Raw genomic sequence first — 18,249 nt, 5'->3', positions numbered from 1 at the left:
TTTCATTTAAACTTGACGGCGCAGTAGGTAGAGGAAGAACGGGACACCAATCAAAGCGCATACAACGCCGACGGGTAACTCATAAGGCAATATAATTACTCGCCCAAGGACATCTGCCAGCATCATTAACAGCGCACCAACACCAACGCAGCAAACAAACTGGAGACCAAAGTTTGCAACGCAAAGGCGACGACAGATATGGGGAACCAAGAGACCTACAAAGCCGACCGGGCCGACCACACCAACCGCACTGGCTGCCAACATTGCAGCAAGCGCCAAAGCGGCAAAGCGCCAGAGAGACACTCGCAGCCCTAGTCCCAGCGCAAGATCGTCATCTAAACGCAATACTGCGAGAGGCCGCCGCAATAACACACACCCTGCTAAGCCGAAAAGTGTCCATGGCCATAAGCTGTATACATGCGACCAGTTACGTCCATGTAGACTCCCCGCCAGCCACTCCATAATCATTTCGGTTTGCGAATGCCCCCACAGCGCCAGCGCACCCGTAACACACGCATTAAGCACACTCGACAGTACCACTCCTGTCACAATCAAACGTAACGGCGTCATGCGAGTGGCACCACTGAGCCGGTAAATACCCAGCGCAACCGCCACTCCTCCTAACATAGCGATATAAGGCAGGGCACTCACGATAGTGCTGCTGGAAAACATCTGTAAATCCAACATCGTGGCACTCAAAATTGCACCAACCGCTGCTAAACTCGCACCCGCAGAGATACCCAAAATACCAGCATCTGCTAGCGCGTTTCTGGTCACCGTTTGCAATATAAAGCCCGCAAGCGCGAAGTGCGCTCCCACCATACTCGCGAGTAACGCTCGCGGTAAGCGAACTTCGTTAATCACCCAATTCACATGTGTGCTCGCAACTCCGTTAAAAAACGCCGTCCACTGCGCCAAAGTTAAGCTTGCAGCACCCGCCACCAAGCTAAGACATAAACTTGCACCTAGCAGAGCTATAAATCCCAACACGAGTGGCCAACGCGGCGCCTGATCATACGCAGATATTAATTTATGCATCCGCCCTCCCTTTTCGGATCAGAAGTAACAACCATGGACCACCTAACAGCGCTGTTATCACACCTAAGGGAGCTTCTTGAGGTGCAGCAAGCACACGCGCTAACACATCGGCAAACAACAAAACCAAAGCGCCAAGAAACGCGGTAAAGGGTAGCCAAAACCGGTGTGTTTGACCGATCAATTGCTGGCTAATATGGGGGACCAACAGTCCGACAAATCCTACTGGCCCTGCAACACTCACAACGGCGGAGGTCATCAAAACAGCCGCCAGTAAAAACATCAGACGCCAGCGCTGTACAGACAACCCCAGACTCTGGGCGATATCATCACCCAAGAGTAAAAGGTTAAATCGCTTCAGCATCGCAAAGCTCACCAACATAGGCACCAGCACCCAGCCAAGCACTTGTTGCACCTGCAACCAACCACGCCCACTCAAGCCTCCCGCCAACCAAAAAAATAAGTCGCCTGATTCAGCTCCTGAAAATAGTAAGAGCGCGGTCATAACAGCGACACATAGAGCACTCACGGCAACCCCTGCCAAGACCACCCGCAACGGAGAGAAATACCCTTCCTGCCAGGCAAGTAAAAATGTTAACGCCGCAGCACACAAACCACCTAAGAAGCCTGCGATAGGAAGCCACTGTGCCGCGACTTCACCCACAGTCACCAACAGAACGATCGCAAGTGAGGCTCCGGAGACCACCCCCGTTAACCCCGGCGAAGCCAAAGGGTTACGGGTAACTCCCTGCATAACGCCACCCGCTAATGCCAGTGCGGCGCCCACCAACAGCGCCAGCACGTTACGTGGCATGCGGAGTTCCCAAATAACAACATGCTGAAGCATTGATGCCTCACCTTGGAAGAACGCCCCTAGAACATCCAAGCCAATAAACTGGTGGCCGACCAAAAACAGCATCACCAGCAGAATAAAGAGCAACGACACAACACGAATATTAAGTGACATGAGACATCAACATCAGCGGTAAGGACGGCTTTGAATAGAAGGCGGCAAAGAGGGCAGTGGAAATACCTCGGGATATAACCGATGTGCCATCTCTCGCAAAATCAACGCTCTAGCTTGAGGGCCGGCGGCTTCTTTCCAATGATGGCCCACTTCGTAAACACGCTGATTCCGCACAGCCTTCAAATAAGGCCAAATCGGATTTAACGTAAACGCGCGCTTTTTATTTGAAGCAAACAGAAAAATTACATCAGGGTCCGCCTCTAACAGCGCTTCAAGGCTGATCCTGTAGCCTAACGGCAAGCGCTGCGAAGGATGTGGAGAAGCACCCGCTATATTGGTGGCATTCAAATAGGTTAATAGCTGTGCACTAATAAAATGATCGTAATAAATGAAAGGCGTATCACTACTTGTTACCAATAGCGCTGCGGAAACACCACCCGGCGCGCGCGCCTGAAATTCGCTCAACGTTTGCGCAAAGGTGCTATTTAGCTCAAGCGCAGCTGCAGACTTGCCCACGGCCGCGCCGGCAACTTGCACGCCGCGATAACTATCTTCTAAGGTGACTAAATCGAGCGCCATATAAGGAGCGATCCGCGTCAGTTGGTCAGCAGACTTCTCTGTGTAGCGCCGGATAGCAAGAATGAGGTCCGGATCAACTTCTGATAGCAATTCCATATTAATTTGCGCACGTGAACCGATGATCGGCACGTCCTCCAGATCGGCTGCCAAGAAATCTGGGCGGCTCAATGGTCCGAAACTGGTCACCGCCGCTGGCGTAATACCCAGCGTTAGTAATAGATCAGCACCAAACGTTGAGATCGCAGCCACACGTTGCGCCGGTTGAGATAGCACGATATCGACACCCCGGTCATCCGTGATAGCCCCAACCCGGCAGCCCCATATCAGCAAGCTACTTAGTAAAAGGCTCTGCCAAAACACTCTTCGTTGCATACGCTACAACTACCTCTCTTGTGAACTTTGGTGGTTTTTATGGTCGGCGCACATCATGGCATAATTGGCGCCAAAATTAGAATCACTTGGCCCGCTTAATCCGCAGAATCGTGTAAGATAAAAGCCAACTGCACCCGCCACACCCAATTAAGGATAATTGATGAGCACCAAAAGCAAGCTGCTGACTGACCAAGCAACCCAACAACTGATTTGCCAGCTTAAAGAAAAGATTGGCGCAGGCATTTATCGCCCCGGTGAATGGCTTAAACAGATCGACATCGAAAGGTCGTTCAACGTCAATCGTTTTACGGTGCGCTCCGCATTTACAGAGCTCAGCAACAGCGGCTTTCTCCAGCACGTTCCTTACAAAGGGTACCGTGTTATTGAGCACTCTATACAAGAGCGTATCGCTATTACCGAAGCGCGCGAACTTTTGGAAAGTGCCGTTGCACTCAAAGTTATGGCTAACGTCGATAGCGAGGGCCTTGAGGAGCTGCAAACACTCGCTGAAGGCTTCCGCGAAGCGTTTGAGAATAGTGACCAAAAGCACATGATGGAGCGCAACTTTGCCTTCCATCGCACCTTCTATCGCTATGCTAACAATACCTACTTATCCAATATGATCGATGAAATGCGCGAACGAGGCGTGGGCCGAGCCAATCAAGGCTGGGCCAAACCCTCTACCGTAGCAGCCAGCTGCCAAGATCACTTCGATATGGTTGAGGCCCTGCGTCAACGCAACATAACCCGCTTACAATCGCTCATTTACCAACATCTTAACCGCTGGCGCGAAGGTTACGAGGAGTTATAAGCGGCGGTATAACATTGGCGCCAAAATGCAGGCCTCGCGATAGCACACGCGGCCTGCATCTAGCCCCCTTAGAACTGATAGTTATACGTGAGCAAGAATTGAGCCGGTGCACCGTAGCCGATTTGGTTCAAACCTGAACCGCCGCCAGTTGCGCCCAGGTAATAGGTCTCATCCAGCAAATTTTTAGCATTCAGCTGCAGGCTGTGCTGGCGCCACTGGTAGCGCACCATCATATCGAGCAGCATGTAGTCATCTAATTTAACCTTTTCACCGTTCCCCGCGTATCGCTCGCCCACATACTTAACGCCAGCACCCACTTTCCATTGTGAATCCAATTGGTATGTTGACCATAGAGAGAACAGGTGATCTGATACATCGTTGGGCTTTAAGCCCGTCGCTGTATCTTCAGCCTCTAGGTAACTATAACCCGCAGCGATATTCCAACGTGGGGTTAATTCGCCACGCGCCTCTAGCTCAATACCTCGATGACGTACTTCTTGCTTAGCGACAACATCGCCAGATACATTCGTTTTTGGTTGCTCTTGCTCAATCTGGAACAACGCCATGTTGACCATCAGTGCATCATCAAGCAGATAACCCTTAGCACCAACCTCAAGCAGGTCGGTATGGAAAAATTCCGCCAGCTTTGGATTGATATAAATACCGGAGTACGGCAACTGCCAAGAACGTGCTGCAGTCGCGTATAGCGAGACGTTTGGATTGAGGCGGTAAACTGCACCTGCACGGTAACTCACCTTATCGTCGTCTAGATACTCTTTATCTTTTCCTACTTTGCGTTGCTCTAGGTCCATCTGATCGTAACGTACGTTGGCAACTAACGATAAGTCACCGAAGCTATGCACGTTCTGCGCAAATACGCCAAATGTTTCCGTCGTATTATCACGCCACGGAGCAAAGCCTGGATCCAAGGTTGTCCGCGTGACTGGGTCATAGAGTGGTTGAGAACTTAAAGCACCATATTTGGCGTAGCGCAAATCAATGTCAGTCTTGTTGTAATCAACGCCCACCAGCAATTGGTTGTCGGCAGTTTCCCAAGCAAGCTCTGACTGCAGCGTACCAATCGTCCGTGGATCGTAGGCAAAATTGTTCACCGTTTGTGACACTTCATTGCCCGTAACACGGCCTTGGCGCGTGCCTTTTTGCTCCAGTTCGATGCTGTTCCATGCAGCGCGATTGGTCCACTTCACCTCGGGTGAAATTTGCATTTCGTGCGTAACAGCTAGGCGCAGGCTATCAAATTCTTGATAATCGTCAGTGCCACCAAAAAATGTTTCAACGGGCACATCAACGGGCAAACCATCTTTTGATGGTACACCGCGATAAGGGACTAACTCTTGGTGAGCAAACTCTACATCCACGTCGACGGTGTGTTGCTCATTCGGCTGAATTCGGATGGTTGGAGCAATAAAAAAGTCTTCAGAATCAACGTTATCTACAAATGAGTCACTTTGGCGGTACTCCATATTCAGACGCGCATTGACACCCTCACTGATCTGCCCTGAGGTATCAACCCGTCCGACAATTACACCGTCGGTACCCACTTGAGAAACCACTCGGGTAAACTTCTCGCCGTTTGCACGTTTGGTCACCAGATTAATTAACCCGCCTGCCGAGCCGCGCCCATACAACGCTCCCGCTGCGCCCTTGACCACCTCAACACGCTCTACATTGGCTAAGCTACGATAGGACTGCAAGCGGCCCTCATCACGCATACCATCGCGATATAGATCGTTTAGACCATCGAACCCGCGAATCACGAACTGGTCACGGCTACCCTCACCCAGAGTATTATTCATACCTGCAACGCCTTGTAACGCATCAACCAAACGTACAGCGCCACGGTCATGCATCTCTGTGCCGGTAACAACTGACACCGCCTGCGGCACATCGAGCCATGGAAGATCAGTTTTAGTGCCAGACGTTGGCAGTTGCGCTGCGTATTCAGAAAACACATCACCCTGAACGGTGATACTTTCATTGACAACCGTCTCTTGAGATTGTGCAGACATCGTTGTTACAGCAAGTAAAATGCCAGCCGACAGGGGCTTGAGGGCATACGCAGGTTTCATGTTTAACTCCATTCGAATCAGCAGATACTTTTATTGGCGCCAATGAGAACAAATATCATAATCACTTTCAACACTTAAAGCGAAATCAACTTTAATTTTGGAAAAAATCGACACTTAATCGAAAGAAAACACCCTTTCTTTATCAGCTCACTCTCAAATCTATGCAATAGCATTGTCGCCCTTCTCCACTAAACAGCTACAGCTGCTTGGAGAAGCACGTAAAAAACCCACTCAAATGATAATGATTATTAACAACTTGAATTGGCGCCAATTTCTAACTATTATGGCCGCGCCACGAAACAGACCATGCTATTAAATCGGCTCTGGTTTCGCTTTAACTGCCCCAAGGGCGCCATAAGCTAGCAGGACACGAAGAGAAAAAGCTATGAGTACACTCAGCCTCCCCACTGCCACACCGTCAAGGCTCGTCAAGCGCAAAGCGCTGTATCGATTCATCTTACTCGCTACCCTAGCGCCACTCGCTCATGCTAGTGACGCCCCAGAGACTCCAGATACCTTAGTTATTACAGGTAACTGGTTAGGTTCCGCCGCCCCTGAAGAGGTCAAGACGTATCCAGGCTCACGCGACGTGATCAGCGAGGAAGAACTCCACCAACGCGGTGCTCTCAACCTTGAAGATGCGCTGCGAGCAGCGCCAGGGCTACAGGTCCTCGACGAGACAGGAACGGGCATCCTACCCAATATTGGTGTGCGGGGTTTAAACCCATTGCGTAGTGAACGCGTGCAGTTTTTGGTGGACGGGTATCCCCTCGCTATCGGCCCTTATACCAACGTCGGCGTATCACTTTTCCCCGTCACCCTAGATAGTATTGAAACGGTAGACATCGTTCGCGGCGGCGCGGCTGTTCATTTTGGCCCCAATAACCTCGGAGGTGTCATCAACCTTCATACTCGTGCCATCCCGTACGAAACCCGCCAAACGTTGAGCCAAAAGCTCACCATTTCAGAAGCAACGGGACATATCTTTAGTAGCACCTTCTATCGTGCCGGTGGGCAGGTCAACGAAGATCTAGCGTTGCAAGTTCAGGCCAACCTTCAAACAGGTGCGGGGACGCGTGACCACTCCGATACCGATGTAGCAAACTTCATTCTCGATGCGCAATATCAACTCGATGCGGACAACGATATAGCAGCCCAATTGCAATATTACGATGTCGATGCCGAACTTCCGGGCGCACTCAGCCCACAAGCATACGCAGCCGATAGCAGCCAGTCCCAACGCCCTCACGATGCATACGACGCTGATATGTTACGCGGCACCCTCACATGGACATATACTCCCTCAGAGGATGTCGAATTCCAATGGCGCAATTTCGCTCATGATGCTGATCGCACCTTCCTCTTTGGTCAGCGTTTAGGGCAAGGGGGTCATTGGGCAGATCCTGCCTACGCAGCAACGCACATCGCTGATTCACCTCGTTTGTTTACGGTGTTTGGCACGGAACCTCGACTGAGCTGGCAAACAGGCGAGCACCAGATAACGGTGGGAGCTCGCTATATCAGTGAGACCGTCGACTTCGACGTAAACCGAGAAGCCCTAGCGAGCAGCACCTATGCTAACGTTCGTGACTGGCACTTCGAAACAGATGCGTATGCGCTGTACGCTAGCGACACAATTAGCTTGCTTGATGAGCGACTGCACATCACGCCGGGCTTGCGTTATGAAAATGTTTCGACCGACTACATCGACAACAAGAGCGGCAACAAAGAGAACAATGATGTCGATGAGTGGCTACCGGGTCTGACGGTCGGCTACCAAGCCGATGACCGCTTATTCGTGTTTGCCAATGCTCAACGTTCACTCGTGCCGGTACAAACAGCTCAAGTGACCAAAAGCGGTGAAGTCGCGAATGAAACGGCATGGAATTATGAAGTGGGAGCACGCTTTGATACCAGCGATACTCTAAGTACTCAAGTTACCCTGTTCCGCATTGACCACACGGATTTGATTCAATACGACAAGCCTAGCAATACCTACCTCAACTTAGGTGATGCGTTATCTCAAGGGATCGAAATTACTACAGACTGGCAGGCCAATGAGCAACTCCAGTTGGAGCTAGGTTACAGTTACTTGGACACTGAGCAGAAGTCAGGCGCCCATCGCGGCAACGAATTACCCAATGCGCCACGCCATCGTATCTCTGCACAGGCTAATTATGATGCTGGGCCATGGCAAGCCAACCTAACAGCACTTCATGTCAGTGATAGCTTTAGTGATGCTGCCAATACACAGCAAGAGACAGCCAACGGCAGTGCAGGAGAACTGGCTTCCTACACCCTGCTCAACGCGCGCTTAGCTCGAACACTTGCTCTGGCTAACAATAAAGAGTTGCAGCTGTCCCTAGCGGTCAACAATCTGCTCGACGAAGAGTATTACTTTCGCGGCGTCGATGTTAGCCCAGTGGGACGCGTACCGGCACAAGGCCGCGCCTTTATCGTAGAAGCGAAACTCGATTTCTAAGTCGAAGGTTCTTTTTCACTCTGGGTGGTTTCTGTTCAACAGTTTCCCCTTCACCACCCAGAGTGCCTTAAAACCACCATCGGTTTGTCTGGTACATCTCTCTTATAGTTGCTCCATCGCCAACAGCCCTTTCACATCGCAGATCTCAATACGCCCACGCTGGCCTCGTATTAATCCAGAAGTACGGTATTTATTTAACAAGCGCGAGAGCGTTTCTGGTGCGATGCCAAGCTGTACAGCTAGCTCTTGCCGATTCACCGTCAATGCTACCGGTTCAGACTGACCTTTACATTGCTCCACAAGCCAACTGACAAAGGTTCTACCCGCACTGCTGCTTGAAAGCTGATCAACACGGTTCACTAACGACAACAAGCGCTGCCCCATAGATTCAATAAGCTTGAGCGCCACATCCGGTTGTTGTAGACATATTTCACGTAACACAGCACGGGGAATAGCGAAAACTTCCGTGTCTGCCTCCGCTTGCGCATTCATTGGATACAGGCCATGACGCATAAACATAGCCGCCTCGGCCACCATATCGCCTGCAGTAAAGGTATGAAACTTTTTAGTCTCGCCCTCAGGTGTCCAACGATAGACGCTCACACGCCCTTGCTTAATTAAAAAGGCGTGATCCGCCTCATCTTCATAACGAAACAAGTATTCGCCTTGCTTGAGACGCTTCAAACGCCCCGCACTGATCACTGGCTGCAATTCACCTTCGCTCAGGTCAGAAAATAGATTGCCTTGCTTTAAACCATCTAACACAACGTTATTCATAAGGGGATGTGACAAATATCATTTCAGTTAACAGAGCAGAAATGAATAATACGATTAATGCGAAAAATTATCATTTACTCTTTTGTTAAAGATCTCTTAATAAAGACATTATCTGCGTAACTTCTTCGTTGGCACTTAAACGAATTCAATTTGACTGGTAAAAGGAAAGTCCATGCCCACCTCTTCGAACCGCCTACCCCACCCGAGGGTCAACTTTGCGCTGCGCCGTCAAACTATCCCAATTAGCGTGCTCGGCGTCATAGCTAGCGTCGCCGCTACTCATGCCAACATGGTATTCGCGGATGCGGAACCGACATCATCATATCGCATGGAAACAATAACGGTGACCGCTTCGGGGCATGAAGCCGATGTGACTAACACGCCTCATGCTGTGACCATTATTGATCGCTCTGCAATTGAGCGCAGTAGCGCCGATAATTTAGGCGACTTACTCCGAGGAGAACCCGGGTTGGCGGTAGCCGCGGATGGTGCGTGGGGTATGAACCCTGTTATCCGTGGGCTGAAAAAAGAGCAAGTCGTTATCATGGTGGACGGTATACGATTAAACTCCGCTCAACCTTACGGAGCAATCGCATCGTTAGTCGATCTTAACCAAGTGGAACGCGTTGAGGTTGTCAAAGGTCCGGCATCGGTGTTGTATGGATCCGGCGCTATCGGCGGAGTTATCAATATAGTGACTCAGCAAGCAGACTTTACAGAGCAACCCGAAGCACATGGCAACATTCGCGTAGGTGGCTCAAGCGCAGATAACGGCATTCGCACAGCAGCAGGCCTAGCGATTAGTAATGCTGACCACGCGCTCAACCTGAACCTCTCAGCGCTTGACGTTGATGATTACTCAACGCCCGCAGGTGACACAGAAAACAGCGGATACCAACAGAAGTCTGTTGCGGCAAAATACCGCACCCGCCTTAGTGAAGTCAGTACGCTATCGCTCAACCTACAACATCAAGTTGATGACGATGTATGGTATCCAGGTTCTGCGAAACCCCACCGAGCCCATGGCACGCAGACGATTCGCTCGCCGCAAACAAAGCGCAGTCTCTATGAAGTTGCGTTTGAAACAGCTTTGGCTGGTGAATCAAACCCGCAACTACGTATCAACTTATACCAACAAGATATTGATCGCACGATTGCAGCGTTCAGCGACAAACTGCAGCGTGATGTTGTCCGTACTGACGTATCGTTTTCTACGGTCGGTAGCAGTCTTAAATTGGACATGGCGCCGACCGAAAACCACTTACTAACATTGGGCGCCGACCTATGGAAAATGACTGGCGATCCAGATCGCTACATGGATACCAACCCACCCCATTTCAATAACAACCTGCGAAATGATCCGTTTGACAAAGGCCGAATCACATCGGCAGGTATCTATCTCCAAGATGAAGTGATGCTCGATAAATGGAAAATTAAAGCGGGCGTACGGTATGACCGCATCACCGGAAAAGCCGATGCAGCAGCAGGTCTTCCCCCTCAAACTCCGTTAACACAAACCAACAACACATTCTCTTGGTCCCTAGGGACAGTTTACAACCACACGTCGGCATTGAACCCCTATGTAAACCTAGCGCGCGCTTATCGCGCACCAGACATGCGCGAACGCTTTGAGTCTAGCCCGCGGGGCGACGGCTTCCTCCATCAAGGAAATCCGCTGCTAGACCCCGAGGAAAGCACCACACTGGAAGTCGGCATAAAAGGTAGCCTAGAGAGAACTCGCTATACATTGGCCGCTTACCACTCACGTATTAACGACTATATTATCGGCCGTGTTACAGGCGCCAAGCACGTTAAGACTGGATTACCGATCAAAGTGACGGAAAACCTCGCTGAGGTCACATTGACCGGAATTGAAGCAACGCTAGATCATGATTTAGGCAACGACCTACTCGCATTCGCCAATTTCAGCTACCTACGTGGGGAAAACAAATATGATAACGAACCGCTTGCTGGAATCCCCCCTGCCGAACTTTCTCTGGGGTTACGCAGCGATCCATCGCACGGCTGGAACTGGAACATCGCCGCCCGCATAGTGGCAGAGCAAGACCGAGTTGGCACCCAACTGACTAACGGCACAGAGGATACAACCAGCGACTTCACTACGGTTGATTTGGGACTCGGTTATCGGTTTGCGCCAACACAAGGCGGGTACAAAAACTCAATCTCCCTTGCCGTGAATAATCTGTTGGATGAAGAGTATCACGAACACTTAACAACCGGCTTAAGCGGGTCCGAACCGCTAGCTCCCGGGATTAACGCACACCTGACATGGAACATGGCATTCTAATATGCAGCTTTTGAAACACATTACCGCAAGCCTGGCAGGCTTACTTTTCATCTGCATCAGCGCTCATGCTGCCGATAAGGTAGACAAAATCGTTCTAGCAGGGCCCTTCGCCTCCGTGTCGAACCCGATGATTCGTATGATCGAATCCGGTGCGCTTGCCGATGTGGCATCTCATGTCGAATTTAAAGTCTGGCAAAATCCAGACCAAATGCGGGCGCTAGCGCTAAATGGCGATACCGACTTTATTGCCACCCCAACCAACGTGGCAGCCAATCTGTACAATCGTGGTGTAGACCTTAAGCTACTCAACGTTTCGGTGTGGGGAATTTTATGGATGATCTCCCGCGAGCCTGACCTAGAAACCCTCAGTGACTTTAAGGGCAAAGAGATCGCGATTCCATTCCGAGGCGATATGCCGGACCTGATTTTCAGCGAGCTGGCTGAACGCCAAGGCCTAAATCTCAAAACGGATTTTCAACTGCGCTATGTCGCGACACCATTAGATGCCATGCAGCTACTGATCATGCGCAGAGTTGACCACGCACTGCTCGCTGAGCCAGCGTTATCGATGGCGCTGCGCAAAACAAAATCCTTACCTGCAAAAATTATCGCGCCTGAGCTTTATCGAAGTGTTGACCTTCAAGCAGAGTGGGGGCGGGTTTTTAACAGAGAAAGTAAGGTGCCTCAAGCGGGGATCGCCTTATTAAACAGCCAGCTACCCCAGCATGTCGTAAAGCGATTTATCGAAGAATATGCCAAAGCTACGCAGTGGTGTATTGATAATCCTATCGAGGCCGGAAAGTTAGTCGCAGCACGCCTTCCCATGCTGACGCCCGAGGCCGTGGCCGACGCGATAAGCGTCAGTCAATTTGACGCTGTTTCTGCTGTAGATGCCCGCTCTGAGTTAACGTTCTTCTTCAATCTATTACATCAGCGCACACCCGCACTCATTGGTGGCAAGCTACCTGATAATAATTTTTACTATCAGTAGTATAAGCGGCGTTCCATGTGCGCCGCTGATTTTAAACACCTCAATAGCGATAGCGGCCAGAGCACTTAGCAAGTATGCACGCATTCCTTAAGATTCTAATCGATTTTCCACGCTATGTTTGGAGTGGCTGGGGCGCTATTGCCAGTTTATTTTTGTTGATCGCATTGTGGGAATTAGGCTACCAACATTTCGGCCAGTTGGTGTTACCTGCCCCTTATGAAACAGCATTACGCAGCATCGACATGCTGACTCATGAAGGCATCTGGCCTGAAATGCAAATCACGATAAAGCGCGCGATCAGCGGCTTTTTTATCTCTGCTGCATTAGGCAGCTTCTTAGGCCTCAGCGCAGGACTTTTTTCTACCGCGGCCATGTTGAGTCGCCCCCTGATTACCGTATTTATGGGTATGCCACCTATCGCATGGATTGTATTGGCGATGATCTGGTTCGGTATGAGCGACACCACAGTAATTTTCACGGTCGTGGTCGCTTGCTTCCCCATCATTTTCATCGGCGCACTCCACGGTACAAAAACGCTGGAGGGAAACTTAAAAGAGATGGCCGAAAGCTTTCAGGCACCTTGGCATATCAAGTTTATTGATGTCTATTTCCCCCATATTTTTTCTTATCTTTTTCCAGCATGGATTGCTGCGCTGGGTATGAGCTGGAAGATTGTTGTTATGGCTGAACTGTTATCAACAACGGATGGTATTGGCGCTGCGCTCGCCATCACACGTAGCCAACTCGATACATCAGGTGCCCTTGCCTTAGTGATGATGCTGGTTGCCTCGTTATTACTTATCGAGTATCTCATCATGGAGCCGATCAAGCGGGAGGTTGAGCAGTGGCGGGAGTAAAGCAATTACAGGTGCACAACATTAGTCACCGCTTTGGCCCGACTGACATTCTTAAAAATATCAGTTTTTGCCTAGATCAGGGGCGTGTCGTGTCGATTGTGGGTCCCAGCGGCGGCGGAAAAACCACGTTGATGCATTTATGCGCTAACTTGCTGACGTTAGAAACCGGGCGAATCGAAAACTCGTTTGAGCGTTATGCTTTTGCGTTTCAAGAGCCTCGCTTACTACCATGGCAAAACACGCTGAATAACATCGCCTTTGGTTTAAAGTCGCTCGGTGTCCCCCGGAATATACGTCACCAAAACGCAACTAAAATTGCAGAGCAACTTGGATTGGAGCAACGTGACTTAACAAAATTTCCGAAAGACCTCAGCGGCGGCATGCGTCAACGTGTTTCCTTTGCTCGTGCGCTCGTCACCGAGCCAGAACTACTTTTCTTAGATGAGCCCTTCTCTGCTTTGGATATCGGTCTTAAACAAGAACTACAGCACTTACTGATTACTCGGAACCAAACGCATAACCTCTCTATTTTGTTTATCACCCATGACTTGATGGAAGCGGTGAAACTAAGTGATGACATTCTACTCCTCGCCGGTGAACCCGGTGAAATCGTGCGCTGCTTTCCGATCGATACCCCTAAACACCTGCGCGACACCCTGTTTGTTCATGAGACAACAGCAAAGCTATTGGCAGAACCCACCATCATTGAAACATTCGAGTTAAGCCTTTATGCCCGATAAACGCCAAGTCATTGCGGATACTTTCGACCACACTCGCCTCAAAAGCCCACAGCTTCCCCTGCTGGCTTATGCTTTTCGACCTACATTCCTGTTACTTAGCGCTTATGTGGTGGTATCCATCGTACTTTGGGGTATGGTCTGGAGCGGATTGCTCTCTATTTCATTCATGCAAGACGTGCTCACATGGCACATTTACGAAATGTTGTTTGGTGTTGCCAGTGGCGGGATTATCGGATTCATGTTGACGGCGCTCCCCGAGTTTTTTCCTGATCTTAAGCCTATTACCGGCAGAACGTTACTCGCCCTCGTTGCACTTTGGTTTTTTGGGCGTATTGGATTTTGGTTGATCGACTTTCTCGGCGTTCTTACAGTTGCAACCCTCCATCTACCATTGCTACTCGGGGTTATTGTTTGGGCAATTCCCCCTGTTTGGCGCGACCCTCAAAAGCGTCATTTAAGCTTGGTAGTCACCTTGGCGATAATTTGGTTCATCCAATGCGTTTTTTTTGCCAGCAAACTTGGTGTACTGCATGAAAACCCTCAAGCCGCTTTATATGCATCTCTCGGCGCGTTTATGGTACTGGTTTTATTAACACTACGGCGGGTTAGTACGGCTATCGTCAACAATTGGCTAGAGCAGAGGCAGATTGATGAGATTTTTATTGCTCGCCCTCCGCGCTATAACATTGCCATACTCTGCATTGGTCTTTTTACGGTGTCGGAGTACTTGATGCCAGGCAACCGCGTACTTGCTTGGCTAGGCTTCGCGGTGACAGCTGCACTCCTGAATACGTTAAATGACCTCTTTTTAACCAAGGCCGTTGTTATTTTCGATACCTTTATTTTACCCCTTGCGCTAGTGCTGATTTTCATCTCGTTAGGCTACGGATTGATGGGGTTTGCCTACTTAGAAAATCAGCCTTATCAGGTCAGCCACTTTCGACATTTCCTCACCACCGGTGCTCTGGGTTTAGCCTTTTATTCAGTCATGATCATTGTTGGCATGGTGCATACTGGCCGCCCCCTTGTTGCCAACAACTGGATTCGCGCCAGTATCATGCTTATCGCCATCGCCACTCTCATTAGAGCAAGCATCCCATTCTTTATGCCTTACAGTCAGTGGATGTATCTGGCATCAGCATTAATCTGGGCGCTACCTTTTCTGATCTATTTTGTGCAGTTCTACCCGATGCTAAGTAGGCCGCGTATCGATGGCTTGCCTGGGTAACAGCCCGACTATCGCTTGGGCGTTTAATTTACTCCTCAGCAAAGTGGTAAACGCCCAACAGCTTTAATTAACACGATGCTGCATCAATAAATGCCATAAAAAATGGCACCCTAAGGTGCCATTGCTTAACCGCAAAATACCTTACACGAAGCCGCGCTCTTTCAGCACCTCTTCTATCTCTGGCAAGATCGTTTCATCATCGATCGTTGATGGCATTTTGTAACTCTCAGCGGCAGCGATCTTGCGCAGAATCGCGCGCAAGATTTTACCGGAACGCGTCTTAGGCAAACGATCCACCACTACAGCACGGCGGAAACATGCCAGAGCACCCACTTGGTCACGCACTCGTGCCACTAGCTCCTGCTCTAAGTCCTCTTCGCTAATCTCTTCACCCGCTTTGAGAACGATCAGGCCAACCGGTAGCTGCCCTTTCAGTGAATCAGTTACACCGATCACGGCACACTCCGCCACTGCTGGGTGAGCAGAAACCACTTCCTCCATCTCACCGGTAGATAGACGGTGGCCCGAGACATTGATCACATCGTCAGTACGCCCCGTGATGTAGATGTAGCCATCGTCATCTTTGAAGCCACCATCACCGGTGTGATAAAAGCCTGGGAATGCCGTTAGGTAAGAGTCGATATAGCGCTGCGGTTTATTCCAGATACTCCATGCCACACCCGGTGGCATAGGTAACGTCACACAAATATTGCCTGACTCATTTGGCTCAACATCGTTACCGTCGCCGTCAAGAACACGGATATCGTAGCCCGGAATAGGTTTGTTAGTTGAGCCTAAGCGCTCCTCAGACGGATTATCCCAACCCATCATAGGTGAGGTCATCGGCCAGCCTGTTTCCGTTTGCCACCAGTGATCAATAACCGGTACACCGAGTAGTCCGCTCAACCAGTCATATGTTGATGAATCGAGCTTTTCGCCAGCAACAAACACCCAACGCAGGCTCGAGAGGTTATAGTTCTTCGAGAGCGCACCTTCTGGGTCTTCTTTACGGATAGCACGGAACGCCGTTGGCGCACAGAACATGGAGTTGACGCCATACTCTTCGATAACACGCCAGAACGTGCCCGCATCGGGGTTACGAATCGGCTTGCCTTCAAAGAAGATCGCGCTGCCACCGCCCATCAAAGGCCCATAAACAATAAAGGAGTGGCCAACCACCCACCCAATATCAGAAGCGCCCCACCACACGTCACCCGCCTGCATACCGTAAACGTTGTTAAACGCATAACGCAGCGCTACCGCATGACCACCATTATCGCGAACGATACCTTTCGGTTGGCCAGTGGTGCCAGAGGTATAAAGAATATAAAGCGGATCGGAGCCTTTCACCGGGACGCAATCAGCCGGTTGAGCACCCTCTTGGAACTCATACCAGTCAAGATCACGGGCGGGATCCATCTCTGCCGTGAGCATCTCGCGCTGGCAAACAATTGTGTGGGAGGGTTTATGCGTCGACAGCTCGACGGCTTTATCCACGAGCGGCTTGTAAGCGATCTTCTTATCAAACTCGATACCGCAAGACGCGGTCAAAATCAGCTTAGGTGTAGCATCGTCGATACGGATTGCTAACTCGTTTGCGGCAAAACCACCAAACACAACCGAATGGATTGCACCCAAGCGCGCACAAGCAAGCATGGCAACGGCCGCTTCAGGGATCATCGGCATGTAGATGACAACACGGTCACCTTTCTCAACGCCCAACCCTTTCAACGCACCCGCAAAACGCGCTACACGCTCGTGTAACTGGTTGTAGGTGATCGCTTCTTTCTTATCAGCAGCGGGCGAATCGTAATAGAGCGCTACCTGTTCACCACGCCCCTCTTCGATCTGTTTATCGACGGCCAAATAGCAGCTGTTAAGCTCACCATCGGGGTACCAACAGTACGTACCATGCTCCGTTTTTTCTAAAATGGTTTCAGGCGCTTTAAACCAGCTGATCGCTTTCGCCTGCTCTGCCCAATAGGATTCTGGGCTCTCAAGCGCATTTAGATATTCTTCTTTATATCCCATGGAAAGGCCTCATGCGTTCTTTATTGTTATTACGGCAATGAAGTAAGCGCCCCGCTTCCGTTACAGGGCGCGATTGATCAGCTTACTGATCTTGGTACAGCTTCAGAACGCTGGAGAAGTCCAGCCCGCCGTTGCCATTGACTTTGTGAAGGTTAAACAAAGCACGTGCTTGCGATCCCATTGGGACTGGAGAAGCACTTTGCTGGCTCATCTCCATGGCAAGTCCGAGATCTTTGAACATCAGATCAACTTGGAAGCCGCCTTGGTAATCGTTGCTCGATGGAACACCGTCCATCACGCCCGGTACTGGGTTATAGACCTGCAATGCCCAGTTGTTACCAGAGCTCTGCTTCATGATTTCAGACAGAACGGCAGGATCCAAACCGTTCTTCATACCCATATTCAGCGCTTCGCTCGTACCCGTCATCAGGATCGCAAGCAGCATGTTGTTACATGCCTTTGCCACTTGGCCTGCACCATGAGCACCTGCGTGAAAGATGTTTTTACCCATGCAGTCAAGAACCGGTTTCGCTTTGGCAAACTCAGCGTCCGATGCACCCACCATGAAGGCCAGCGTACCCGCAACAGCACCACCTACGCCGCCGGATACCGGTGCATCAATAAAACTGATACCGCGTGCTTGAGCCGCATCCGCAACTTGACGCGCCGTAGCGGCATCAATCGTGGAAGAGTCGATGATCAACGCACCGTCTTTAACATACTCAAATAGTGGATCGTCGCCTGTGACAAATAGGCCTTCCACGTGCTTGCCAGCCGGTAGCATGGAAACAACAAAGTCAGCATCCATCACCGCTTCTTTCGCAGATGCCGCTGCACTGCCGCCTTCGCTGACAACGCGCTGGATCGCTTCATCTGAAAGGTCAAACGCCTTAACACTATGGCCGCCCTTGACCAAGTTGATCGCCATTGGGCCGCCCATGTTTCCTAAACCAATAAATCCTATCGTAGCCATTTTCTCTA

14 protein-coding genes are annotated in these 18,249 nt (G+C 50.4%); 7 read left to right on the top strand and 7 right to left on the bottom strand.

What is annotated here, in order from left to right:
* Window positions 1-6: 6 nt before the first annotated feature.
* The 3 genes from E4L36_RS14030 to E4L36_RS14020 are packed head-to-tail and all read right to left on the bottom strand — an operon-like array spanning window position 7 to window position 2,953.
* The gene (locus tag E4L36_RS14030; protein ID WP_136681120.1) at window positions 7-1,038 is read right to left on the bottom strand and encodes an iron ABC transporter permease; all 1,032 of its coding nucleotides are present in this window, start codon (window positions 1,036-1,038) and stop codon (window positions 7-9) included.
* Window positions 1,031-2,002, bottom strand: a complete 972-nt coding sequence (locus E4L36_RS14025; RefSeq protein ID WP_136681119.1) for an iron ABC transporter permease — start codon at window positions 2,000-2,002, stop codon at window positions 1,031-1,033. Before E4L36_RS14025 ends, E4L36_RS14030 begins: the two co-directional genes overlap by 8 nt.
* 12 nt (window positions 2,003-2,014) lie before the next feature.
* Complete coding sequence (locus E4L36_RS14020; RefSeq protein ID WP_136681118.1) at window positions 2,015-2,953, bottom strand: ABC transporter substrate-binding protein; 939 nt, start codon at window positions 2,951-2,953, stop codon at window positions 2,015-2,017.
* Window positions 2,954-3,113: 160 nt separating this feature from the next.
* Here E4L36_RS14020 and E4L36_RS14015 point away from each other — a divergent pair, with 160 nt between their 5' ends.
* A complete protein-coding gene (locus E4L36_RS14015) occupies window positions 3,114-3,764 on the top strand; it encodes a GntR family transcriptional regulator (RefSeq protein WP_136681117.1) in 651 nt (216 codons plus the stop codon).
* A 68-nt stretch (window positions 3,765-3,832) separates the two neighbouring features.
* Here E4L36_RS14015 and E4L36_RS14010 read toward each other — a convergent pair whose 3' ends face one another.
* Window positions 3,833-5,854: a TonB-dependent siderophore receptor gene (locus tag E4L36_RS14010; RefSeq protein ID WP_136681116.1), complete on the bottom strand. Its 2,022-nt coding sequence runs from the start codon at window positions 5,852-5,854 to the stop codon at window positions 3,833-3,835.
* Window positions 5,855-6,239: 385 nt separating this feature from the next.
* Between E4L36_RS14010 and E4L36_RS14005 the strand changes: the two genes are divergently transcribed.
* Window positions 6,240-8,336 carry a TonB-dependent siderophore receptor gene (locus tag E4L36_RS14005; protein WP_136681115.1) on the top strand — a complete coding sequence of 699 codons (2,097 nt, stop codon included), beginning with the start codon at window positions 6,240-6,242 and terminating at the stop codon, window positions 8,334-8,336.
* A gap of 102 nt (window positions 8,337-8,438) precedes the next feature.
* Here the strand turns inward: E4L36_RS14005 and E4L36_RS14000 are convergent, their stop codons facing one another.
* On the bottom strand, window positions 8,439-9,113 hold the full coding sequence (locus tag E4L36_RS14000) for a Crp/Fnr family transcriptional regulator (RefSeq protein WP_136681114.1): 675 nt from the start codon (window positions 9,111-9,113) through the stop codon (window positions 8,439-8,441).
* A 172-nt stretch (window positions 9,114-9,285) separates the two neighbouring features.
* Here E4L36_RS14000 and E4L36_RS13995 point away from each other — a divergent pair, with 172 nt between their 5' ends.
* From E4L36_RS13995 to E4L36_RS13975, 5 genes are all read left to right on the top strand, one after another.
* Complete coding sequence (locus E4L36_RS13995) at window positions 9,286-11,421, top strand: TonB-dependent receptor (RefSeq protein ID WP_206064563.1); 2,136 nt, start codon at window positions 9,286-9,288, stop codon at window positions 11,419-11,421.
* Window position 11,422: 1 nt separating this feature from the next.
* Window positions 11,423-12,412 carry an ABC transporter substrate-binding protein gene (locus tag E4L36_RS13990; protein WP_206064562.1) on the top strand — a complete coding sequence of 330 codons (990 nt, stop codon included), beginning with the start codon at window positions 11,423-11,425 and terminating at the stop codon, window positions 12,410-12,412.
* Between the two features lie 74 nt (window positions 12,413-12,486).
* The gene (locus E4L36_RS13985; protein WP_136681113.1) at window positions 12,487-13,269 is read left to right on the top strand and encodes an ABC transporter permease subunit; all 783 of its coding nucleotides are present in this window, start codon (window positions 12,487-12,489) and stop codon (window positions 13,267-13,269) included.
* A complete protein-coding gene (locus E4L36_RS13980; protein WP_136681112.1) occupies window positions 13,257-14,009 on the top strand; it encodes an ATP-binding cassette domain-containing protein in 753 nt (250 codons plus the stop codon). The genes E4L36_RS13985 and E4L36_RS13980 overlap by 13 nt, the downstream gene beginning before the upstream one ends.
* Window positions 13,999-15,237 carry an NnrS family protein gene (locus E4L36_RS13975; protein WP_136681111.1) on the top strand — a complete coding sequence of 413 codons (1,239 nt, stop codon included), beginning with the start codon at window positions 13,999-14,001 and terminating at the stop codon, window positions 15,235-15,237. The genes E4L36_RS13980 and E4L36_RS13975 overlap by 11 nt, the downstream gene beginning before the upstream one ends.
* A 141-nt stretch (window positions 15,238-15,378) precedes the next feature.
* On the opposite strand, the gene E4L36_RS13970 is transcribed toward E4L36_RS13975, so the two are convergent.
* Window positions 15,379-17,268 (bottom strand): AMP-binding protein, encoded by a 1,890-nt coding sequence (locus tag E4L36_RS13970; protein ID WP_136681110.1) that lies wholly within the window; start codon window positions 17,266-17,268, stop codon window positions 15,379-15,381.
* An 82-nt stretch (window positions 17,269-17,350) separates the two neighbouring features.
* On the bottom strand, window positions 17,351-18,241 hold the full coding sequence (mmsB, locus tag E4L36_RS13965; RefSeq protein ID WP_136681109.1) for a 3-hydroxyisobutyrate dehydrogenase: 891 nt from the start codon (window positions 18,239-18,241) through the stop codon (window positions 17,351-17,353).
* Between the last annotated feature and the right edge of the window lie 8 nt (window positions 18,242-18,249).

This window comes from Neptunomonas sp. XY-337, assembly GCF_004959845.1.
GTDB lineage: Bacteria > Pseudomonadota > Gammaproteobacteria > Pseudomonadales > Balneatricaceae > Neptunomonas > Neptunomonas marina.
Note: the sequence above shows the minus strand (reverse complement) of the source record. Positions and strands in the feature narration are given on the sequence as shown.